Source organism: Roseburia sp. AM59-24XD (genome assembly GCF_003478445.1).
In the GTDB taxonomy this organism is placed as follows: domain Bacteria; phylum Bacillota; class Clostridia; order Lachnospirales; family Lachnospiraceae; genus Jutongia.
Genome location: NZ_QUET01000008.1, coordinates 72,999 through 95,900 on the forward strand (window position 1 = coordinate 72,999; position 22,902 = coordinate 95,900).

At 47.3% G+C, this 22,902-nt stretch carries 22 protein-coding genes, 1 tRNA gene and 1 pseudogene; 23 read left to right on the plus strand and 1 reads right to left on the minus strand.

The features are described from left to right. The first annotated feature begins 83 nt into the window (after positions 1–83). The 11 genes from DXA20_RS05330 (at position 84) to DXA20_RS05380 (ending at position 12,387) form a co-directional block, all read left to right on the plus strand. On the plus strand, positions 84–755 hold the full coding sequence (locus DXA20_RS05330; RefSeq protein WP_118559573.1) for a response regulator transcription factor: 672 nt from the start codon (positions 84–86) through the stop codon (positions 753–755). Continuing rightward, the gene (locus tag DXA20_RS05335; RefSeq protein WP_118559574.1) at positions 743–1,684 is read left to right on the plus strand and encodes a sensor histidine kinase; all 942 of its coding nucleotides are present in this window, start codon (positions 743–745) and stop codon (positions 1,682–1,684) included. The genes DXA20_RS05330 and DXA20_RS05335 overlap by 13 nt, the downstream gene beginning before the upstream one ends. A gap of 86 nt (positions 1,685–1,770) precedes the next feature. Next, the gene (locus tag DXA20_RS05340; protein ID WP_118559575.1) at positions 1,771–2,472 is read left to right on the plus strand and encodes an ABC transporter ATP-binding protein; all 702 of its coding nucleotides are present in this window, start codon (positions 1,771–1,773) and stop codon (positions 2,470–2,472) included. Beyond that, on the plus strand, positions 2,465–4,993 hold the full coding sequence (locus DXA20_RS05345) for an FtsX-like permease family protein (RefSeq protein ID WP_118559576.1): 2,529 nt from the start codon (positions 2,465–2,467) through the stop codon (positions 4,991–4,993). Before DXA20_RS05340 ends, DXA20_RS05345 begins: the two co-directional genes overlap by 8 nt. A gap of 184 nt (positions 4,994–5,177) precedes the next feature. Beyond that, positions 5,178–5,621 carry an Hsp20/alpha crystallin family protein gene (locus tag DXA20_RS05350; RefSeq protein WP_118559577.1) on the plus strand — a complete coding sequence of 148 codons (444 nt, stop codon included), beginning with the start codon at positions 5,178–5,180 and terminating at the stop codon, positions 5,619–5,621. Between the two features lie 167 nt (positions 5,622–5,788). Then, positions 5,789–5,859 (plus strand) — tRNA-Gly (locus tag DXA20_RS05355). Between the two features lie 79 nt (positions 5,860–5,938). Beyond that, complete coding sequence (gene fabV / locus DXA20_RS05360) at positions 5,939–7,129, plus strand: enoyl-ACP reductase FabV (protein ID WP_022305583.1); 1,191 nt, start codon at positions 5,939–5,941, stop codon at positions 7,127–7,129. Positions 7,130–7,441: 312 nt separating this feature from the next. Further along, complete coding sequence (locus DXA20_RS05365) at positions 7,442–8,050, plus strand: cytidylate kinase-like family protein (RefSeq protein WP_022305582.1); 609 nt, start codon at positions 7,442–7,444, stop codon at positions 8,048–8,050. A 20-nt stretch (positions 8,051–8,070) separates the two neighbouring features. Next, the gene (locus DXA20_RS05370; protein WP_022305581.1) at positions 8,071–8,862 is read left to right on the plus strand and encodes an SIR2 family NAD-dependent protein deacylase; all 792 of its coding nucleotides are present in this window, start codon (positions 8,071–8,073) and stop codon (positions 8,860–8,862) included. A gap of 98 nt (positions 8,863–8,960) precedes the next feature. After that, positions 8,961–10,418, plus strand: a complete 1,458-nt coding sequence (gltX, locus tag DXA20_RS05375) for a glutamate--tRNA ligase (protein WP_118559578.1) — start codon at positions 8,961–8,963, stop codon at positions 10,416–10,418. Between the two features lie 76 nt (positions 10,419–10,494). After that, positions 10,495–12,387 (plus strand): ATP-dependent helicase, encoded by a 1,893-nt coding sequence (locus DXA20_RS05380; protein WP_118559579.1) that lies wholly within the window; start codon positions 10,495–10,497, stop codon positions 12,385–12,387. A 29-nt stretch (positions 12,388–12,416) separates the two neighbouring features. Here DXA20_RS05380 and DXA20_RS18600 read toward each other — a convergent pair. Continuing rightward, positions 12,417–12,497: pseudogene (locus DXA20_RS18600) on the minus strand (hypothetical protein); the annotation flags it as partial. Between the two features lie 273 nt (positions 12,498–12,770). On the opposite strand from DXA20_RS18600, the gene DXA20_RS18605 reads away from it, so the two are divergent. The 12 genes from DXA20_RS18605 (at position 12,771) to DXA20_RS05445 (ending at position 22,902) form a co-directional block, all read left to right on the plus strand. Then, the gene (locus tag DXA20_RS18605) at positions 12,771–13,028 is read left to right on the plus strand and encodes a pro-sigmaK processing inhibitor BofA family protein (protein WP_158577148.1); all 258 of its coding nucleotides are present in this window, start codon (positions 12,771–12,773) and stop codon (positions 13,026–13,028) included. Between the two features lie 24 nt (positions 13,029–13,052). Further along, the gene (locus DXA20_RS05395; protein WP_147403702.1) at positions 13,053–13,631 is read left to right on the plus strand and encodes an A24 family peptidase; all 579 of its coding nucleotides are present in this window, start codon (positions 13,053–13,055) and stop codon (positions 13,629–13,631) included. After that, positions 13,628–14,533, plus strand: a complete 906-nt coding sequence (locus DXA20_RS05400) for a hypothetical protein (protein WP_118559583.1) — start codon at positions 13,628–13,630, stop codon at positions 14,531–14,533. The genes DXA20_RS05395 and DXA20_RS05400 overlap by 4 nt, the downstream gene beginning before the upstream one ends. Before the next feature lie 69 nt (positions 14,534–14,602). After that, entirely contained in the window at positions 14,603–15,847 is a 1,245-nt protein-coding gene (locus DXA20_RS05405; protein ID WP_118559584.1) for a CpaF family protein, read from the plus strand. Next, the gene (locus tag DXA20_RS05410; RefSeq protein ID WP_118559585.1) at positions 15,837–16,553 is read left to right on the plus strand and encodes a type II secretion system F family protein; all 717 of its coding nucleotides are present in this window, start codon (positions 15,837–15,839) and stop codon (positions 16,551–16,553) included. The genes DXA20_RS05405 and DXA20_RS05410 overlap by 11 nt, the downstream gene beginning before the upstream one ends. A 64-nt stretch (positions 16,554–16,617) precedes the next feature. Beyond that, positions 16,618–17,979 (plus strand): type II secretion system F family protein, encoded by a 1,362-nt coding sequence (locus DXA20_RS05415; protein ID WP_147403703.1) that lies wholly within the window; start codon positions 16,618–16,620, stop codon positions 17,977–17,979. A gap of 30 nt (positions 17,980–18,009) precedes the next feature. Continuing rightward, complete coding sequence (locus tag DXA20_RS05420) at positions 18,010–18,195, plus strand: Flp1 family type IVb pilin (protein ID WP_199877057.1); 186 nt, start codon at positions 18,010–18,012, stop codon at positions 18,193–18,195. Then, positions 18,176–19,834, plus strand: coding sequence for a DUF5702 domain-containing protein (locus DXA20_RS05425; RefSeq protein ID WP_147403704.1), 1,659 nt, complete (start codon positions 18,176–18,178; stop codon positions 19,832–19,834). Before DXA20_RS05420 ends, DXA20_RS05425 begins: the two co-directional genes overlap by 20 nt. A gap of 321 nt (positions 19,835–20,155) precedes the next feature. Further along, positions 20,156–20,878, plus strand: a complete 723-nt coding sequence (locus DXA20_RS05430; protein WP_147403705.1) for a hypothetical protein — start codon at positions 20,156–20,158, stop codon at positions 20,876–20,878. Next, positions 20,875–21,327, plus strand: coding sequence for a hypothetical protein (locus DXA20_RS05435; RefSeq protein ID WP_118559589.1), 453 nt, complete (start codon positions 20,875–20,877; stop codon positions 21,325–21,327). The genes DXA20_RS05430 and DXA20_RS05435 overlap by 4 nt, the downstream gene beginning before the upstream one ends. A gap of 47 nt (positions 21,328–21,374) precedes the next feature. Beyond that, positions 21,375–21,821 carry a hypothetical protein gene (locus DXA20_RS05440; protein ID WP_147403706.1) on the plus strand — a complete coding sequence of 149 codons (447 nt, stop codon included), beginning with the start codon at positions 21,375–21,377 and terminating at the stop codon, positions 21,819–21,821. Continuing rightward, positions 21,799–22,902: a DUF6382 domain-containing protein gene (locus tag DXA20_RS05445; protein WP_118559591.1), complete on the plus strand. Its 1,104-nt coding sequence runs from the start codon at positions 21,799–21,801 to the stop codon at positions 22,900–22,902. The genes DXA20_RS05440 and DXA20_RS05445 overlap by 23 nt, the downstream gene beginning before the upstream one ends.

The following is a 22,902-nucleotide window of genomic DNA, read 5'->3' on the forward strand; positions in this document are numbered from 1 at the left end:
GAATCTTTTTGTTTTCTCTGTTCAAGGAGGCGGACTGTGTTACAATAAGGCACATACAGTTTTACTCCAGGGGAGGAAGAGATATGCACAATATATTGGTGGTAGAGGATGACAGTGATCTGAATCAGGCGGTCTGCTATGCACTTCAGAAGGCCGGATACGGTGTGGTAAGTGCGGAAAGTATTGCAGAAGCCCGGAGGATATTTGTAAGTCGGCAGGTGGAGCTTGTCTTGTTGGATGTAAATCTTCCGGATGGTGAGGGATATACGTTGTGCCGGTGGCTGAAGGAACAGCAGGCGGAGCTCCCGGTGATTTATCTGACGGCAAGAGATCTCGAGGAGGATGCGATCAACGGATACGAATCCGGAGCGGAGGATTATATTATGAAGCCTTTTTCCATGCGGATCCTGCTTCATAAACTGGATGTGATCTTAAGGAGAAATTCCCGCTCCGGACGGCTTATCTTTTCGGATGATCATTTGCAGATCGATCTGGAGCAAGCCGTGGTGACAGTGGACGGTCAGGAATGCTCGGTCACGCCGACGGAGAGCAGGATGCTGCGACAGTTTCTGATCAACAGAGGGCAGCTTCTGACGTACGATGTTTTACTGGATCGTTTGTGGGACAGCGGTGGACAGTTTGTTGATAAGCATGCGCTGGCGGTGAATGTCAACCGTCTGAGAGCGAAGCTTGAGGATGAACAGCATAGATATATTTCTAATGTATACGGGGTGGGATATCAATGGATTGGATGATGTGGATCGTGCCGGTGGCGGCGGGAGCCATTGTTATGGCACTGCTGTGGCGTAATTACCGGCTGCATAAGAATATAGAAGAATTTGCCGGAAAGGTGGAGCAGGCTCTGGACGTGATTTCTTCCGGTGGGGAATGGAAGCCAGAGGCACAGATGGAGGACAGCCTTTGGGGCAGAACGGAGACGCAGTTAGCAAGGGCGGCACATTTGTTTCAGCGTAAGTCCGAGGAGAGCCGGAGAGAGCGGGTGCAGATCAAAGGACTGATCTCGGATATTTCTCATCAGACGAGGACACCGGTTTCCAACATAAAACTATATATAGAGTTTCTTGGTGAGGAGGAACTTTCGGAGGACGGACGACAATTCCTTAAGAAGCTGCAGACTCAGGTGGAGCGGCTCGATTTTCTGATGCAGAGTATGGTGAAAATGTCCCGGCTGGAGACGGGGATCCTGCAGATACAGAAGGAACCGGGTGATATTTGTGAGACGCTGCGGCGGGCTGTGGCAGCGGTTGTTCCGGATGCAGCAGTGAAACAGATCGACCTTTTCATGGAGAGCAGTGGAGAAGTGATGATCGATCATGATGGCAGGTGGACGCAGGAGGCTGTTTTTAATATTCTGGACAATGCAGTGAAGTACACGGAGTCCGGCGGTGAGATTCATGTCGCATTGACGAGACAGGAAATCTTCTTGAAGATCAGTATTTCGGATACCGGAAAGGGAATTGTGCCGGAGAGACAGGCGGAGATCTTTACGAGATTCTACCGGGAACCGGAGGTTCACGATAAGCCGGGAGTTGGGATTGGTTTGTATCTTGCACGCAGGATTATGGAATTGCAGAAGGGTTACATAGAAGTGGAGTCGGAGCCGGGAGAGGGTGCAGAGTTCCATCTGTATCTTCCATGGCGGGATGCTCAGGACAAGGTGTGATCACAATATTGTGATATTTCGTAATTGAGACAGGTTTGTGATTTTTACCGGGTATTCTGTGAATATCAAAATAAGGAGGCAGACCAATGGACAATTATATTGTACAAACCAATCATCTAAAGAAATATTACCAAATGGGTAAGAACACGATCCGGGCATTGGATGGCGTTGATTTTTGTGTGAAGGAGCATGAATTTGTGGCGATCATCGGCAAGAGCGGCTCCGGCAAAAGTACACTGCTGCATATGCTCGGGGGACTTGATATACCGACGGAGGGAGAGGTGTATGTGGAGGGGAAGAGTATTCAGGGGCTGAAGAAGGATCAGCTTGCCGTTTTCCGCCGCAGGAAGATAGGCTTCATCTTTCAGAATTATAATCTGGTTCCGGATCTGAATGTTTACGAGAATGTGATCCTACCGGTCGAGTTAGATGGGAGAAGGGTCGATACTGCGTATGTGGATGAGATTCTGGGACTTTTGGGGCTGACCGAGAAGAGAGACGCATTACCGGGGAATCTGTCGGGAGGGCAGCAGCAACGGGCGGCAATTGCCAGAGCGCTTGCGGCGAAGCCTGCGATCATATTGGCGGACGAGCCGACGGGTAATCTTGACTCTGCAACGAGTCACGACGTACTTGGACTTCTAAAGACGGCATCAAAACAGTTTTGCCAGACACTGATTCTTATTACACATGACAGGGACATTGCACAACTTGCTGACCGCATTGTACATATTGAAGATGGCAGGATCATCGGGGGTTTAGAGAAGGGAAGTGATCCGGATGCTTAAGAATACTAACAACGCTGTTGTTAAGCGGATGGCACGTCATTCCCTAAAGACCGGACGAAGGAGAACAGCGACAATGTTTCTTGCGGTTTTTCTTTCCTCCTTCATGATATTTACGATATTTACGGTGGGTGTCACTTACTTCAAAATGCTAAAGATTCAAAACATCCGGATGTCCGGGGCAAAGTTTGATGCGCTCATGTATGGTGTGACGGATGAGCAGGCACAGAAATGTGAGAATAATCCGGATATTACACTGACCGGTTTTCTTGGCATCTGTGGGTGGATCGAGAAAACAGACCGCGATGATACGCCGAGTGTTGGGCTTGGCTGGGCGGATGAGAATTACTGGTCGAAGATGATGAAACCGGCGAGAGAGAAGCTGGAGGGGGAATACCCGGTTGCGGAAGATGAGATCATGGTGACCAGAGAAGCATTGGAGGAATGTGGATATGACGAGCTGGGAGTCGGCGATTCGATCACAGTGACGTATGGCGTATACGATGGTGTTCAGAAAGGCACCTTTCGGATCAGTGGCATATGGGATGGCTATGGAACGAAGAAGATGTTCTATATGTCCAAAGCGTTTTATGAAAAGTCGGGATGGAAGCGCTCCGATGCTGCATCAGGAAGATATTTCATGGACTTTCGGCAGAGACTGATGACAAAGAAGACGCAGAATGCATTTATAAAAAGTATGAAACTGGGGAAACAGCAGGCTCTTTTCTTTGTCTCAGATCTGGGAGAATCGGTTGAGATCCTTGGAGGATTGATCGGACTGATCTTTGTTACCTGTCTGTGTGCGTATCTGCTGATCTATAACATCATGTATCTTTCGGTGGCAGGCAGAGTAAGACATTATGGACTGCTTCAGACAATCGGTATGACAGAATGGCAGATCAAGGTGATGCTCAAAGAGCAGCTGCTTCTGATAGGATCGATGGGGATAGGAACCGGCTGTGTGACGGGGGCGTTCGTTTCGTTCTTTCTGATCCCGGTGATCGTGAAAAATCTCGGAATCCAAAGCGGATATATTGATGGAATCGGAGTGCAGTTTCATCCGGCGGTTCTGGTGGTGACCGTATTGCTGGCGGGTATCACGATCAGTCTGGCGGGTTGGAAACCGGTGCGCAAGGCAGCAAAGGTTTCTCCGATAGAAGCGCTTGGATATCGTCCGGGGGCTGGAATGAAGGTGTCCCGAAGGAAAGGAACTGGGATAAGAAGCGGCAGGAAAGCGGCACGGGGGAATGTGATTGCGCGGATTTCCTGGGAGCAGTTTGTAAAGGATAAGAAGCGGACGGCGATGGTGCTTGTGTCTCTGGCGATGAGTCTGTCGGTGTATCTTTGCGTTGTTACATTGATCTCCAGTCAGGCGGCGCGCACAATCGTATCGAATAGTATGAACACAGATCTCGTCATTAAGAATGATACCGGCATAAAGGAAAAAGCAAAGGATCGGAAGGATATTCTGACCGGCTCCATCGAGAAGTCGATTAGCAGTAATCAAGGTGTTGCCGAAATGCATTCCATTGTATTTTCGGAAATTACGATTCCGTGGGAACCGGATCTTATGGAAAAGTGGATGAAGGAATTTTATGCAAAATGGATGAGCATTCCTTATAAAAAGGATCGAAAGGAGTACAAAGAGCATCCGGAGAACTTTGGAACAAGTATGCTTGGCATCGACGAGGACGAATTTGATCATCTGAATCAGACGCTCGACATGCCGGTGTCCAAAAACGATTTTCTCGCGGGAAAGGTGTGTATTGTTTACCGAAATGGTGTGGAGCTTGCGGATAAAGATCTTATCGGCAAAACAGTGACATGCACGCTCTATCGGAATCTTAAAAAGAGTAAAAGCTTTACAGTGTCAGGTGTGACGGATGATTCGTATTACACGGTACTTTTAGGATATCCGCCAACGCTCATTGTCAGTGATCAGGTGGTAAAGGCATTTGATGCGAAAGCATTTATCCTAAAGACAGGGATCCGGTATAAGAAGGAGTATGACCGTAGGACGGAGGAAGAGATTCTGGCAATTCTGAAGAAAGATGCCAATACACGAAATTTTTCCTGGGAATCCAAGCTCGAGGAGGCAGATGAGATGCGAAAGGCACAGGGGAATATGCCTCAGATCGGTATGGGGATTGTGTTGATCCTTGCATTTATTGGAACTATGAATTATATGAACACCTTTGTGGTAAATATACAGAACAGACGAACCGAGCTCTCAGTCATGGAAAGTATCGGGATGACGCAGTGGCAGATACTTAAGATGCTGATCCGGGAGGGAATCCTGTATGCAGGGGGAGCATGGCTTGTGACAATGTCCGTTGGCATGGCAGCTGTTTACGAGATTTATCAGTCTATGAACTATTGTCAGGTTGCATTCTGCGTGCCGGTTGTTCCGCTTCTGGGAGCGGCGCTTGTAACGGTAATCGTGTGTGTTGTCATTCCGGTGGCAGCATGGAAGAGGTTGTCCGGGCAGGGCAGCGTGATAGAACGCATTCGTGGAATTGAATAAAAAGCAGTTCACAAAACTTTCACAAAAATTATTAGCACTCGCTCTTGACGAGTGCTAATAAAAGTGGTATAACATATTACAGAACAAGGGAAGAGGTAATAGGAAGTCAGAAATGACCGGGACTTCATCCTACTTGCTCTGAGAAGAACAGTTCAATAAGGTTTAATTGAAGGAGGAATGACTTATGTTGATGCCTAGTATTTTTGGAGAGAATTTATTTGATGATCTGTTTGATGATTTTGCAAGACCAATGAATGTGATTCATTATGCAACCCCGACGCCAAGCGCTATGAAGACCGATGTGAAAGAGACAGATGCCGGTTATGAGCTTGATATAGATCTGCCAGGGTATAAGAAAGAGGATGTCAAGGCCGAATTGAAGGACGGTTACATGACCATCAGCGCAGAGAAGAAATCCGAGAACGATGAGAAGGATGACAAGAGCGGCAAGTACCTTCGCCGTGAGAGATATTACGGAAGCTGCAGCCGTAGCTTCTATGTTGGTGAGGAGGTTACCGAGGAGGATATCAAAGCGAAGTTTGAGGATGGTATCCTGAAGATTTCCGTCCCAAAGAAGGAACCACAGCCGGCGGTTGAACAAACCAAGACCATCGCTATTGAGGGATAAAGCAGTTGCACCGCTAAGGCGGTGAGTGATACCCATTCATGCCAATAAAATTGCACCCGGTCAGGAATCGAAAGGTTTCTGACCGGGTGTTGTTTTGTCCTTTTTATATTTGACAAACAAAAGCAATATGTATAAAATGAAGAGGAGCAGAAACTACAGGCTTCTGTGCAGGATTAGTACATCGGTAGTATATCAGCTTCCCAAGCTGAGGAGGCGGGTTCGACTCCCGTATCCTGCTTGACCGCATCGCAGGATTCTTATGGATTCTGCGATTTTTGTTGTATATTTAGGAAATAGTGTTTATGGAGGGTTATTTCATGGTAATTGAACCAAAGGTAAAAGCATTTATCTGCACCACGGCACATCCGGCAGGATGCCGCGCAGCAGTACAGGCACAGATTGATTATGTAAAGGCACAGCCTAAGACAGTAGGACCGAAGAAGGTTCTTGTGATCGGCTGTTCCATGGGATACGGACTTGCTTCCCGTATTGCGGCAGCATATTCCTGCGGCGCAGATACGCTCGGAATTATTTTTGATAAGCCGGCAAAGGGCAAGAGAACAGCAACAGCGGGATGGTATAATACAGCAGCGTTTGAGCAGATCGCACAGGCGGACGGGTTGTATGCGAAGACATTGAACGGTGATGCGTATTCTGCAGAGATGAAGGAGCAGACCATTGAGACGATCAAAAAGGATCTCGGTCAGGTAGACATGGTGATCTACAGTATTGCGGCACCGCGCCGTACGGCTCCGGACGGAGTGACATACAAGTCTGTACTTAAGACAACCGGTGAGGCGTACACAAACCGCACGATTGATCTGCGCAGCAACCAGCTTACGGAAGCGACGATCGAGCCGGCGACACAGGAGGAGATCAACAACACGATCAAGGTTATGGGCGGCGAGGACTGGATCCTCTGGATCAAGGCACTGAAGGATGCCGGTGTTCTTGCGGACGGTGCCAAGACGGTTGCATATTCCTATATCGGACCGGAGCTGACTTATCCGATCTATAAGGAAGGCTCTATTGGACAGGCAAAGAAGGATCTTTACGCTTCTGCAGACAAGATTCAGGAAGAGGTTGACGGCGTGGAGGCATACGTTTCCGTGAATAAGGCAGTTGTGACACAGTCCAGCGCAGCCATTCCGATCGTGCCATTGTATCTGGCGATCCTGTTCAAGGTGATGAAGGAGCAGAATGTGCAGGAGGGCTGTATTGAGCAGATGTACCGCATGATCCATGACCGTCTCTGTAATGGTGGCGAGGTGGTGACCGATGAGAACCGTCTGATCCGCATGGATGACTGGGAGATGGAGCCGAAGGTGCAGGAGGCAGTCGCTGCAATCTGGGAGAAGATTGATCAGGACAATCTCGAGGAAGTGACAGATCTGGAAGGATACTGGCAGGAGTTCTATGAGATTTTCGGATTCTGCATTGATGGCGTGGACTACAGCGCAGATGTGGATGCCGATGTACAGATCCCGAGCATCGCACCGGTGGAGTAATGATGCAATAATAAGTATTTACAAAATGAAACCGGTATGCTAATCTTTTTGTAAATTGACAAGGGCGTTGATAGAGATATCAGCGTCCTTTTGTATATTGGGAAATCTGTTTCCGAAGACAAAAAATATTCCATGAGAAAACATAGAACGAGAAAAACGTAGTATTAAAAATATTACCAAATTAACACGAAATAATTAGGAATATTTCACAATAAATGACAATAAAATATAAAAATCCTTGTGAAAATAACCAAAATGATGTATAATAAATCTATAAAATTGTTTATGTGAACGTGAAAAGGGGGCCTTTATATGAACAAAGTAATTACAATCAGCAGACAGTATGGCAGTGGCGGCAGAGAGGTTGGTCAGAAGCTTGCCGGGCATTATGGTATCCCGTTTTATGACAACGAGTTAATCACGCGTGCTGCAAAGGAGAGCGGATTTGCGGAGGAGACCTTTGCAAAGGCAGAGGATAAGGCAACGAACAGCCTTTTATATTCTCTGGCAATGGGAATTAATGTTTACGGGAATCAGGACTTTGGATTTTCCGGGTTGTCTCTGGATGACAGAATTTTCCTGGCACAGTCCGATGTGATCCGTAAGGTTGCCGATGACGGACCATGTGTTATTGTTGGCAGATGTGCCGACTACGTATTAAAGGAGCGGGTCAATATTTTTAACGTATTTGTACAGGCTTCTTTGGATTATCGTCTCAAGCGTGTCGTTGATGTTTACGGTGAGAGCGAGAAGAAAGCAGGGGAGATTATTTTAAAGAATGATAAGCGCCGTGCGAACTACTACAATTATCATGTGGGTGAAAAGTGGACGAATCTGACCAACTATGACATGGTTGTCCGCAGTGATATTGCCGGTATTGATAAAGCGGTGGAGAGTATTTGCACTTACCTTGGCGAGTAATTGGCAGAGGGGGATGTGTTATGGAGAAGATTGCAGAAAGAATTAAGGAGATTATTGATAAGAGCAGAAATATTGTTGTGCTGAGTGGACTGAATACGATGCGTGAGACCGGACTGAACGGTGTGCGGGCAGAGCATCTGGCGTATGAGACGGAGGAAAAGTACGGATATTCCAACGATGAGATTGTATCCTCCGCATTTTATGCAAGACGTAGTGATATATTTTATGATTATATTAAGAATGTGACGATTAATAAGGAGGCAGTGCCGACGGTTGTTCACAAGGCGGTCCGTCAGCTGCAGCAGAAGGGGAAGGTGCCTCATATCATCACGCGTACCGTTTATGAGCTTTATCAGAAGGCGGGCTGTGAGCATGTGCTTGACATGCATGGTTCCATTGAGAAGAATATATGTCCGGCGTGTGGGAAACTTTTTGATATGAAGTACATAAAGGAGTCGAAGGGAGAGCCGGTGTGCGACAAGTGTCGGATTCCGATCCGTCCCGGATTTATCCTGCTTGGTGAGCGCGTGGACAATGGCAAGGTGTCCGAGGTGTGCGACATCGTCGAGTCAGCGGATGTGCTGCTTGTGCTTGGTTCTGCTGTCAGAGATCCGATCTGCCAGCATTTCGAGAGATACTACAAAGGTAATAAGTTTATTCTTGTAAATACAGAGGAAAAGCTGGGGGATACGCGGGCAGATTACAGGCTGTATGGGTGTCTGAGCGAGATTGTTCCTTACATTACCGGTTATGATCCAGATGCGGTTTTTCCGGAGAAGGCAGAAGAAAAGATGGCACAAGTTAAGAAATAAAGCCGGATAAGGTTGCAAAACGCCTAAAACGGTTTAAAATAAATCTCTGTCCGGAGTTTTTTCGGATGGAGATTTTTCTTTAGTGGAGGATTGTTAAAATGAGCAAGGTTAGAACAAGATTTGCGCCAAGTCCTACCGGCAGAATGCATGTAGGAAACTTAAGAACGGCGTTGTACACCTATCTGATCGCCAAGCATGAGGGCGGCGACTTTGTACTTAGAATAGAAGATACTGATCAGGAGCGTTTTTTTGATGAAGCACTGCAGATCATTTACCGTACTTTGGAGAAGACCGGACTCAAGCATGATGAAGGTCCGGACAAGGATGGTGGCTATGGTCCGTACATCCAGAGCGAGCGCTGTGAGAGCGGTCTTTATATGAAATATGCCAAGGAGCTGATCGACAAGGGCGAGGCTTATTACTGTTTCTGTGATAAGGAGCGTCTTGAGTCCCTGAAGCAGAACATTGGCGGCAAGGAGATCACCGCATATGACAAGCATTGTCTCCATCTGTCCAAGGAGGAGATCGAAGCAAATCTGGCAGCAGGCAAGCCGTATGTTATCCGTGCCAATGTGCCGAATGAGGGCGTGACGACATTCCATGATGAGATTTATGGTGATATTTCCCAGCCTAACGAAGAGCTGGACGATATGATCCTGATCAAGTCCGATGGATATCCAACCTACAATTTTGCGAACGTGATCGATGATCATCTGATGAAGATCACACACGTTGTGCGTGGAAATGAGTACCTTTCCTCCGCACCGAAATATACCAGACTGTACCATGCATTTGGCTGGGAAGAGCCGAAATATATCCACTGTCCGCTGATCACTAACGAGGAGCATCAGAAGCTCAGCAAGCGTAGCGGTCATTCCTCTTATGAGGATCTGATCGAGCAGGGATTTTTGTCAGAGGCCGTTGTCAATTATGTGGCACTTCTCGGATGGAGTCCGACAGATAACCGTGAGATCTTCAGTCTTGAGGAACTGGTGGAGAACTTTGATTATCATCATATCAGCAAGTCACCGGCGGTATTTGATATTGTCAAGCTGAAATGGATGAATGGCGAATATATCAAGGCGATGGACAATGAGGCGTATTATGAGCATGCGCTTCCTGTGATCAAAGAGGTTATTACAAAGGATTACGATCTCAGGAAGATTGCAGATCTTGTGAAGACAAGAATTGAGATCTTCCCGGATATCAAGGAGAAGATCGACTTTTTTGAGGAGCTTCCGGAGTATGATATCGCAATGTATACGCACAAGAAAATGAAAACAAACAGCGAAAATTCACTTGTTGTATTAAAGGATATGCTTCCACGTCTGGAGCAGCTTGAGGACTACAGTCATGAGGGTATTGAGGCTGTTTGCAAGGAGTATATTGCCGAGAAGGAGATCAAGAACGGGCTGTGTTTATGGCCACTTCGTACTGCAGTTTCCGGCAAGCAGATGACACCGGGTGGAGCGTATGAGATCATTGAGATCATCGGTAAGGATGAGACGATCGCCCGCATCAAAAAGGGAATTGAACTGTTGGAAGCAGCGCAGTAATATGTTATCAGATTCCGTGTGGATATGATTTTCGCACGGCAGACTTTGTGGACTGAGAAAGACATATGGGTTTAGTATGGAATTAAACGAATCACAAAAGAAAGCGGTCTCTCATTTCGAGGGACCGATGATGGTCCTGGCGGGTCCGGGCTCTGGCAAAACCAGAGTCATAACCCACCGGGTCCGTTTTTTAATAGAGCAAAAAGGCATAGATCCGTCCAATATTCTTGTTATCACATTTACCAGGGCGGCTGCCGTGGAGATGCGCCAGCGTTATCAGCAGATGGCACCGGCATACAGTGCACCGGTATCTTTCAGTACATTTCATTCGATTTTTTTCACTATTTTGAAGCATGCATATCATTATAAGGCGAGCAATATCATCAAGGAGGACGTCAGACGTCAGCTTTTGAAGGAGATTGTGGACGAGACCGATATTGAGATTCAGGACGAAAATGAATTTTTGAATGATCTTGGTTCGGAGATCAGCCGTGTGAAAGGCGGCAGAATGGATCTGGCACATTACTATTCGCCAAATTGTCCGGGAGATACGTTTCGGCGGATCTATGAGAAATATCAGAATGGTCTGGCAAAGCGGCGGCTGATTGATTTTGATGATATGCTTGTGTACTGCTATGAGCTGCTGGAGCAGCGTCCGGATATCCGTAAGATGTGGCAGCAGCGGTTTCCGTTTATTTTGATCGATGAGTTTCAGGATATCAATCAGGTGCAATACGATGTGGTGAAGTTGTTAGCGCAGCCTGCCAATAATATTTTCATCGTGGGCGATGATGACCAGTCGATCTATGGTTTCCGCGGGGCGAGACCGGATATTATGCAGAGCTTTGGAAAGGAATTTTCTCCGGAGATCTGTAAATTGAACGTAAATTATAGGAGTAAAAGTGAGATCATTGCGCTTGCCGGACGTGTGATCGGTCACAATAAGAATCGTCTGGACAAGAAAATTACTGGAGCCGAGAAGGATTTTAAGCCGGGTTCTGCCGTGCAAGTGCAGGAATTTCAGGGGATGACGGAGCAAAATGAAAAGATCCGTGAGGAGATTCTTGCCTATCGCAATCGGGGAATCCCTTACCGGGAGATGGCGGTGCTTTTCCGGACGAATACGCAGGCGCGTGCGATCAGCGCGAAGCTGAAGGAATATAATATTCCGTTTGTCATGAAGGAGATGGTGCCGAATCTTTACGATCACTGGATCGTGCGGGATATTCTCACGTATATTAAGGTGGCGTGCGGCAACCGCGAGCGTGGCAATGTCATGCGTATTATTAACCGTCCGAAACGTTATGTCCACCGGAATGCACTGGCGGATGCCTATATTGATCTGGAGGAGCTGGAGCTTTTCTATGAGGATAAGGACTGGATGGTGGACCGCATTGTGAATTTGCGCGCGGATCTGGGATTGATCGCAGATATGCGTCCGTATGCAGCGGTCAATTTTATCCGCCGTGGCGTGGGGTATGACGATTATATTCAGGAATATGCGGAGTACCGCGGGATCCGTGCGGGAGATATGTATGAGATCTTAGACGAGCTGCAGGAGGCGAGCAAGGGCTTTAAGGATTTTGAGGAGTGGTTTGCCTATATTGAAAGCTATGGGGAAGAGTTGAAAAAGCAGAGCGAGAAAAGCCGCCAGAGGGATAACGGGCAGCCGGAGGATGCCGTGTTGTTGATGACGATGCATGGTGCCAAGGGGCTGGAGTTTGAGTGCGTGTTTATCCCGGATGTCAATGAGGGAGTGACGCCGTACAGTAAGGCAGTGCTGACAGAGGACATCGAGGAGGAGCGGCGGATGTTTTATGTTGCAATGACGCGTGCAAAGTCGCATCTGCATATCTATTATCTGAAAGAACGGTTCAGCAAAGAGGTGTCGGTTTCCAGGTTTGTCGGGGAGATGCTCGGTGCAGAAGACGCAGAAAGCTCACGCATTTCCTTGAGCAGAAAACGGTAGCGCACATTTGCAGCGTTCATTTCATAAATATATCGGTCGATCAAATCCGGCTCGTTGGTATTTTGCAGACCGAGATAGGCGTCATTGATCGCCTGTTGACAATCACAGATTGCTTTTTAGGAAATCCTTCCGTTTTGGGGGGATTTCCTTTTTTTCTTTCCATAATAATCGGATCATGAATCATTACCTCCATATTTTTGTACAAGACTCATATCTAAAGTATAGGTATGCAAATAGGAAATTATACATTTCACACGTGAAATTTTATCGGTAAAATTTTATCGGGAATACTGCCGATGGACGTGCATATACTGTTAGTAATTATGAGTGAATAAAAAGAAATGCAACGTACAAAGTTGCAAATGGAGAAAATTGCAGTGTATATGGCGGCATTTATCATTTTATGTACTTTATTTATCATTTGTATCTGGGGAAATCTTGGGAAAATTATTTTGAATGCACTGATCAGGTGCCTGTTTTGCTTGGTTTGTGTCTATGTGTGTAACGGTCTGATCAGCTGTTTTGGCGGAAATATTGTCGTCAAAATTAACGAAATTACAATCTGTGTATCCACGATTTTAGGAATAAGTGGTGTAGCAGGTCTCTATCTTTTGCAGTTGTTTTTTACAATTCATGGGTAAAAACTTTGGCAGAAATGCACAGAATTGCTCCGTTTGACAGGCCGGATCGCCGGGTGCTATAGTGGGCGGCACCAAGCAAAGGGAGGTGGGAGAATCCATTGTGTTGCTATGACGATCCTGCTGGTGTTAAGCTCCGTCAGCGATCTGAAACAGTATCGGATTCCGAACGATCTGATCGTGGCAGGATGGCTGGTGGCGTTGTTACTACGCTGGTATGAACAGGGACTTGTCGGAGTGGGAGCCGGAGTCTGCTGTGTTCTGTTAGGGACAGCTGCGTTACTGCCGATGTTTTGTATCCACGGAATGGGAGCGGGGGATATTAAGCTGTTATCGGTAATTGCAGGAATGTATGGAATGAAATTCTGGGTACATACCGGAATTGTGTTTGCCGTTCTGGCGGCGGTGGCGTCGTTGCTTCATATGCTGGGAAAGCGGCAATTTTTAAAAAGAATGAAGTATTTCGTTTGTTGTGCGGTCTTACACAGGAGGAAGACATATTACGATGTGAAAAGGGATGGCTATGAGATGGTAATTCCGTTGGCACCATTGGCGGCAATGGCGTATTATATCGTGTGCCTTGAGAGAACAGGGGGGATTTTTTGAATAAATTACTGGTGGCTTTGTATGACACGCAGGGGTATATGAGGTCGTTGGCGGATTATTTTGGCAGAAAGAATTTTCTGTTAGACAGCCGATTGTTTACAAAGCTCGAGAGTTTGAATGAATTTTTGAAGGACAGGCAGCCGGATGTTCTGCTTCTGGGAGAGGATGTCGACCGGACCGGGGTAAAATACCTTGACCGGGCGAGACATCTTGTGATCATGTCGGAGGGCAACGGCGTGGCAGAGGGTGGAGAGACATGTCCATTGATCTTTAAGTATCAGTCGGCAGAAAAGATTCTGCAGGAAATTTTTCAGATTCTGGAAGAGGGGGAGGGAGCTTCGTCTGTTACCGCCACCAAAACGGGAGGACAGACCGAGTTTATAGGGATTTACCGCCCGTACGGGGCACCGGTTCCATTGCAGCGGCTCCTGCCGGAGGTGAAGGACCGGAGACAGAGTATTCTTGTTGATCTGGAGCTTTTCGGGGAAGAACAACAGGTGATGAAAGCTGCCGGGACTACAGAGAACAGTGGTATGTCGGAGGTGATCTTTTATCTGAAGCAGCATAGCGAAAAGCTGGCAGCGAAACTTCGGAGAATGATCACGCAGTGCGACGGAATGGATTATCTGGGACCGGTTGAGGATTTCAGAGATTTGTATACGCTTTGTCGGGAGGATGTGGACAGGCTGTTATCACTGTTTGCACACGAAACCGGATATGAAAGAGTTGTGTTTGACGTGGGATTTCTCACCGATTCTTCGTTGTATCTGCTGTACTGCTGTGACCGCATCTATATACCGAGAGCACAAAGCCGCTGGGAGGAACAAAGACGTGCCGCATTGGAACGATTGCTGGTGCGCGAAGGACTGGAGGAAGTAATTGACAATATACAGTATGTATGACGCAAGGGGCAAAAGCAGATGAAAGTGGAGCGGCCTACAGCATCTTATACAATGTGAGGGAGGGAACATATGAGTGAGAAAAGTCTGGAGAAGATTCAGCAGGAGATACAGGAGGAATTGTTACGGGAACTGGAGCAGGGTGTCAGCTTCTCAGATGAACAGATGCAGGATGAAATTGAGATACGTGTCCTGAAACGTGGACAGATGGAATATCTGACTATCGAAGAGAAGATGGAGCTTGTCAAAAAAATCTTTAATTCTGTGCGCAGGTTAGATGTGCTGCAGGAACTTTTGGAGGATCCGGATATTACGGAGATCATGATCAACGGACCGGATCACATTTTTATCGAGAAGGGAGGACGATTGCTGGATTCGGGTAAGAAGTTTCCGAGTCAGGCAAAGCTGGAGGATGTAATCCAGCAGATCGTGTCGAAGGTGAACCGGGTGGTTAATGAGGCATCACCGATCGTGGATGTGCGGCTGCTTGACGGCTCCAGGGTGAATGTCGTGCTTCCACCGGTTGCGCTGGATGGACCTGTCATGACAATACGGCGGTTTCCGGAGAATCCGTTTGATATGGACAAGCTTCTGGAGCTTGGAAGCATCACGGAAGAGGCGGCCGTGTTTTTGCGGACACTGGTAGAGGCGAGATATAACATTTTCATCAGTGGTGGCACCGGATCCGGCAAAACCACCTTTCTCAATGCATTGTCAAACTATATTCCATCCACAGAGCGTATTGTGACAATTGAAGATTCGGCAGAATTACAGATTCAGAATATTGCGAACCTGGTTCGTCTGGAAACACGCAATGCCAATCTGGAGGGGAAGAATGAGATTACGGTGCGGGATCTGGTACGGTCAGCACTTCGCCAGCGTCCGGACAGAATTATTATCGGCGAGATCAGGGATGCGGCGGTGATTGAACTGCTTAGTGCCATGAACACCGGACATGATGGAAGTATATCAACCGGTCATGCGAACAGTCCGGTCGATATGCTGCGCCGGTTGGAGACGCTTGTGCTTACAGGAATGGATATTCCGTTGCAGGCAGTGCGTAGTCAGATCGCATCGGCGATCGAGATCGTGGTGCAGCTTGGCAGACTGCGCGATAAGTCAAGAAAGGTCTTGGAGATTGATGAGGTATGCGGCATTGAGGATGGCGAGATTGTATTGCGTCCGTTGTATAAGTTTCAAGAGACGAAGGGCAGCAGTAAGGAGCATGTGAAAGGGCATCTGGTGGCGACTGATCACCGGCTGGCGAACAGGGACAAACTGATCATGGCAGGAAAGGAGACAGCGGATGAACAATAGACGGGTCTGGGACTGCATCCGCGCCGGAGGAGAGGTGATTGTATTGCTGATCCTGTTTTACCGGAGTCTGTTATGGGTTTTGCTGATTGGAACGCCATTGTGTTTTTTACAGTATCGGCGGCTGAAAAGAAAGTGGGAGCAGCAGCACCGCTGGCAGCTTAATCTGGAATTTAAAGAGGGGCTTCAGGGGATTGCAGCAGCTTTAAATGCAGGCTATTCCATTGAAAATGCAATAGAAGAAAGCCGGCGGGATCTGCTGGTTGTATACGGCAAAGAATCTTTGCTTAGCTGGGAATTTCAGGTGATGCTGGAGCAGTTAAAGCTGAATCGGCCGGTGGAACAGGTTATGGATGAATTTGCCGCGCGAAGCGGCGTGCAGGATATCAAAAGCTTTGCGGAGGTGTTCCGGACAGCTCGCCGGTCGGGTGGCAATCTGGTTGAGGTCACGAGGGCCAGCGCAGACCGGATCGGGGAGAAGATAGAGGTGAGCAGGGAGATTCACACGATGATCGCCGGAAAGCAGATGGAAGGACGTATTATGAATATCGTACCTTTGGGGATGATCCTTTATTTTTGGATATGTTCGCCGGGCTTTCTGGATGGCTTTTACGGTGGAATCCGGGGACGGATCGAGATGAGTGTGTTTTTGCTGATCTATCTTGCGGCATACCTGCTCAGTGAAAAAATATGCCGGATCACTGTCTGAGCTTGCGGATATGCACACATTAGAGGATAAGTGGAAAATGAGCTGTTACAGGGAGGAAGACAGGATGAAGAGCGTCAAAGGGATTGACAATTTAGCATATTGTCTGCATCGGTTCTGGAGATTACGGCTGCATGTGCCATTTTCGGAGGGTCGGCGAAAGCATCTGCAGATGCTCCGACCGGGAAGTCCGGTAAAGGAGCTTGAGGTGTGGGATGATTGCCGGAGGTTTCAGGCAGGGCTGTGGACTGTGCTTTTTACGATTGTACTTGTGGCGATTGCAGCGTTTGCGGGACAGGGAACAAAGGTGCTTACAGGAACCGGAGAATTGAAACGGCTTGAACCCGGGGGAGGGAGCAGGAAGACGGAGATTACCGTTCAGGGAGGTGGCAACCGGAAAACCATAGAGATAGAGATTCCTGAGAGGGAGTATCGGAAGGAGGAACTTGCAGCAAAGCTTGCCGAAGGCAGGGAGTATATTAAAAAACATTATCTGGGAGAGAATCCGTCTGCAGACAAGATAACAAAACCACTTCGGTTGGTGTCCACAATACAGGACAGTGCAGTCAAGGTGCGATGGAAACTGGATGCAGCCGGATATGTCAATAAAGACGGAACATTAAATACAGACGATCTGAAGGAAGAGACCGAAGTCACGCTTACAGCAGAGATGGTTTACTGTGATGTAAAGGAGCCGATGATGCTTAATTTACTGCTGTGTCCCCCAAACAAAAGCAGAGAACAGAGATTTTGGGAGAGTTGGGAAAAGCAGTGGCAGATGGAAAAAGAGAACTCATCACAGGAGAAACGTGTGTCGCTGCCGGGACGTATTGGGAATCAGACAATGCATTACAGCGAGGTGAACCATCCGTTATGGCGCAGGATTTTGCTGATGGGGATATTATTTAGCCTGATTTTGCCGTTTCTTTTCGATTATCAGTTAGAGCAGGGGGTAAGGAAAAGAGAACTGCAGCTGCAGCAGGAGTATCCCGAGATGATAGAGCGTTTTATTTTGCTTCTTGGAGCAGGTCTTACAATACGAGGGGCATGGCAGCGGATCACAAAGGATTACGAGGCACGCAGAGAGTGTGGTGAGATTTCCGGTCATTATTTGTATGAAGAGATGATATTGACCCGGATGGAAATGGAGAACGGGAAAAACGAGGCGGCAGCGTACCAGGCGTTTGGCAGGCGGATCTCCATGCTTTCGTATATGAAGTTCAGCACGCTTCTGGTGCAGAATTTAAGGAAGGGCTCGGACGATCTGCTGCGGCGGATGGAGCTTGAGGCAGAGGATGCATTGCGTGCAAGAAGAGAGTTTGCCAGACAGCTCGGAGAAGAGGCCGGAACAAAGCTTTTATTGCCAATGATCATGATGCTTGTCGTCGTATTTGCATTGATCATGGCGGCAGCATTTCAGTCGATGTAAGAGGAACAGAAAGGAAGGAAAGGTGAGTATATGGGACTTATGAAAGAATTTTGGGATAACGAGGATGGAATTGGTGTAGTGGAGATTGTGTTAATTCTTGTAATTTTGATTGCGTTGATCGTAATTTTCAAGGATAAGATATCAACCATTATCAGTAATGCATTTTCACAGATTGACGACGGGGCAGGAACGATCAATGATGAGATCACTATGTAGAGAGAATGGTATAGAGGATGGGAGTATTACTGTTTTCATGACATTTATTTTCCTGCTGTTGTTCACCCTTACCGGGGCGGCGCTGGATAGTGCCAGATATTTTGGATCAGGAGGTTATGTGAAAACGTCGGCATATGGAGCAGACGTTGCCGTGTATGGAGAATATAACAGGGAGCTTTTTACGGAGTATGGTCTGTTTGGCTATGGCGGCTGCAACGGAAAAGGAGGTGGGGACTGGCTGGAACGTTATGAAGAGATTCTGTCAGACAATCTGCGGGAGCGACCGGTATCACAGGAAAAGAGCATTCTTCCCGGGAGGTATGCTTCCATCTACCAGATGAGTGCGATTAGCACGCAGCTGGAGGAGGTGCATTATCTGACCGAGGAGAAATATTTTCGAAAGCAGCTACGTCAGTGGATCACTACAGAAGGTCTTCGGGACATGACCAAATCGCTGCTTGGACAGGTTCGTGGAACGGATCGTGGACAGAGAGAAGGTCTTCTTGATGATATGGAACAAAATGATCGATTGCAGAAGGAAAAAGAGTCTTCGGATACAAAGCAGGCGGATCAGGGTGAGGAGAAATCCGGTGCTGATGCAGACGGTGGAACCGACACAAGGCAAAATGAGAGTGGAAATAGGGATAAAGAGAATCCGCTGGAGTTTGTTAAAGAGCTGATGAGGGATGGTGTACTGTCTCTGGTATGCGATGAATCCGCCTTCTGTGAACGTCAGCTTGAGGCAAGGGAGGCTTCTGCGATGGAGAATGAGGAGCTGGAATGGACAAAAGGAAAGTCGGGAACAGGTATACTTAAGAAGTTTCTTGCGCAGTCGGATTCTATGTGGAACGATGAAATGCTGGATGATCAGAAGAAAAAGGGTGAATTGATCGTGTATGCGATGGACAAGCTGGGATCGTATATTTCCCATCAGGGAGAGGCGGTTCCGTATGGTCTGGAGTATTTAGTCAGTGGGAAAAGCAGTCAGAAGGATGCTTTTGCATCCGTTGTCAGTCGTTTGTTTACAATGCGCGCATTGATCAATTTTCTGTATGTCGAAAAGGATCCGATCCTGCTCTCACAGAGCCTGGAGACAGCGACAGCCTTGGCAGCAATGCTGATGGCAGAAGCATTTATTCCGGTGATTCAGCACGGCATATTGCTGGTGCTTGCCATGGAAGAAGCCTGCGTGGATGTCACGGCATTACTGCTGGGCAGAAGAGTTCCTGTCCTTAAGAATCAGAGCAGCTTCCAGATGAAGTATGCCCAGATCTGTACAGCCGGGAAGGCACTGTTTCGTGCGAAAGCACAGAATTATCCCAAAGCAGAAAGTGCGACGCGGTTGACAGATATGAGAAGTGGGCTGGGATACATGCAGTATCTCTGGCTTATGCTTCTGATGAATACCTGGGAGGATCTTTATCAGAGAACCTTGGATGTGATCCAGTTTGATCTGCGTGAGCAGTTTAACCAGACCTTTTCCATCGACAAATGCATCTGCAGCACAAGGGTAGAGATTACCTATTCGATTCCGGTTCTGCTTTCCGGGCTCGCGGGCGGGCTGGTATCAGAACGGGGAAAGATAAGCCGTAATGGAACGCTTCAGCGAAGAATTTGTGTTGTGTATGGATACACTTGATGTGATTTCAGATAATGGTCTGTCGAGTATGCCGGAGGTTATGTGGGACGCCTTCCTTTGCGGAATTTATAGAATGAAACGCATTGAAAATTATCGGAGGCTTTCCCTACCAATATATTATAGATATAGAATGTTCATTCTCAATAAAACTTTTTTGATAAACGAAACCTTTTTGATAACTAAAAATTCAGTATAATTCTCTTCAATAATTTTGAGAAGGCGTTCTACATAACTTCCGGCAGAATCGAGGGATGACAGCGGTTTACACAACAGACGCAGTATAAACAGTGTGTCAGTAACAGAAATGTAGGGGGGGATTAGATGGTCAATCGGAATGGTTTGATGAAAAGGCGGTGGGAGCAGGCTTCCTATACGGTCGAAGCGGCCTTTGTGGTGCCGCTTGGATTTCTGGTGTTGATGTCTCTTAGTTGTCTGTTTACCGGTGCGGTAAAGCAGAATAATGTCCAGATGGCGCTTTTGAAGACGGTTCAGGCATATGGAATGACACAGAGCAGGACATCAGCGCTGCAGGGAATAGCAGATCAGAAGGTGCTGATCCGTTGGGAGGAGCAGGGAGGAGAAGAGTTTGTCTGTACCGATTATTATCAGAGAATTCCGTTTCTTGGCTCACGATTGTTTGGACTGCACCGGTACCAGCAGATGGCAGCGGTTGATTATTCCGGTCTCAGCATGGTTTCGGATGAGGAGGGAGATTATTTTGTTTATATCGCAGAGAATGGACGGGTATACCATATGGACCGCGAATGTACTTATCTGCGACCGAGGATCAGGCAGGATACGGTGTTCGTATTGAAAAGAAAACGGAACCAGTCAGGTGGAATTTATTATCCGTGTGAGAGCTGTTGCCGGTCGGAAACGCAGCCGGCAGGAATGCATGTTTACTATGCTTCATACGGGGAACGGTATCATATTCGGGAAGATTGTCCCAAATTAAAGAGAACCGTCCGGTCAGTTCGCCGGTCGAAGACGGGCAGTCTGCCGCCTTGCAGCAAATGTGGGAATAGAAAGGAAACAACAGAGTGACGGAAATTGGATGGAATGTGGGAGTGATCGTTATAATGGGGATTTGTGCTGTGATGGACTGCCTTTGGAAAAAGGTCTGGATGCCGCTTGTCTGGGGAATGGGTGTTTATATTTTGATCTGGACACTGATGTCAGGAGAATTTTCGGGTGAAAGAATTATGACACAGTTTCTTCCCGGCGTGCTTGTAGCGGTTATTCTGTATACGGCAAGTGTCCTGACACAGGGACAGATTGGCAGGGCAGATGGGATCGTAATGGGGATGTTGGTTATGGCAGCAGGCATGGAACAGGGAATCTGTTTCATGGCGTACAGCCTGTTTTATGCATTTGCGGTGGCAGTTTTTCTGGTGGCGTTCCTGCGTAAAAAGAGAAAGACGAGGATACCATTTCTGCCATTTTTGCTGTTGGGATATTTGACGATGCTCTGGCAGCAGATAACGCTTTCGTAGCGGTTGTTATTAAAATTAATTAACGGTATGAGGAGGAAGTGAGAGGAATGAATCGTTACATGTGGGATGGAAGTTACACGGTGGAGGCTGCATTTATTGTTCCTATGGTACTGGGGATTATGTATGCGTGGATGTTTCAACTGTTTTATCTGCATGATCAGATGGTGATGGACGGCATGCTGCAGGAAATGATTTTGCAATCGCTGGCAGAAGAAGGAGCTGACTGGAAAGCGGAGCTCGATGACTGGGAAGAAAAGATACAGAAATGCCTCTGGATCGCAGCGGTGGATCAGTTGGATATCAAACAGAATGCATTGGTGGTCAAAGGCAGGCTGTCGGCATCGGCAGTATGGCACATGCCGGTAATGCAGATGTTTTTAGGAAATCGTTTTCAGAGTAATATAACGCATAGCATTTCTGCAGTACAGCCGGAAAAAGCATTGCGGATCAAAGGAAAGGAGGGAACGGAGCATGGCAGGAACGAGCCGGGATAGCTGGGAGCTTCGGGAGGAGAGTGGATCTCTGGTGGTAGAGGGAGCGGAGGATTACGGAGAGCAGCTTGATATTAAGATGCTTCTGCATAATGAGGTTGCGGGAATTGTGCCATTGCAGCTTCGATATGTGGATAATCAGTGCATTTATTATTATTTGGTTCGTGGCAAGCTTTCGCTTTCCGGGTTATTAGAAAAAAACAAACTAAATTATACGACGGCATATCAGTTGTGCAGTGATATCTGTCAGTGTTGTCACCAAAGTGAAAAGTTTTTTTTGAATCCGGATCACTTTCTGATGCAGCCGGAGTACATTTTCTGGAATCCGGATGTGAAGGAATTCTCGTTTTGCTATTTTCCGGGAAGACAGGAGCTTTTGGGAAAACAGATGCAATCTTTGTGCGAATATCTTCTGACAGTGACCGATCACCGGGACAAGGAAGGGAGGACATTTGTATATGGTCTGTATGACCGGATCCGGGAGAGGGAGTTTTATATTTCAGAACTGGATGCCTATCTGAAAGAATATGGCAAAGAACGTGGTGGAGGAAAAAGGGAGGGGTATCAAAGTGAGGAAATGCATCGAGGAAAAGAAGACCTGCCGCCGTTAGAAACAGATCCATCAAAAGCGGATGGGGCAGTTCAGACAGTTGTAGAAACGGTTGCCGGTAGAGATAGCTTTTCAAGTGATATAAGGAGGAATAGTGATACACGGAAGAAGTTATCCGGAAAAGTCGCAGCAACACCGATATCAAAGAGAAAAAAGAGTCGAAAGGAGGTGTTTCCGTATTATCTTAAAAACACATCAAAATATTCTTATGTGCCGGAAAGAGTGGAGCTTGACCGGGAGATGCTGGTAGTGGGGAGAGGTTTGGAGAGTGACGTTGTGATACCGGCAGCCCAGGTGAGCTGGCAGCATGCACGGCTGGAGACTGGTGAAGATGGAATTTATCTGACCGATCTTTCCTCGGTGAATGGAGTGTTTCTGAATCGAAAACGTCTGATAAAAGAACATCCGGTACTTTGCCGGGTGGGTGATATCGTTTCATTTGCGGATATCACATACCTGCTATGTACCGGATGA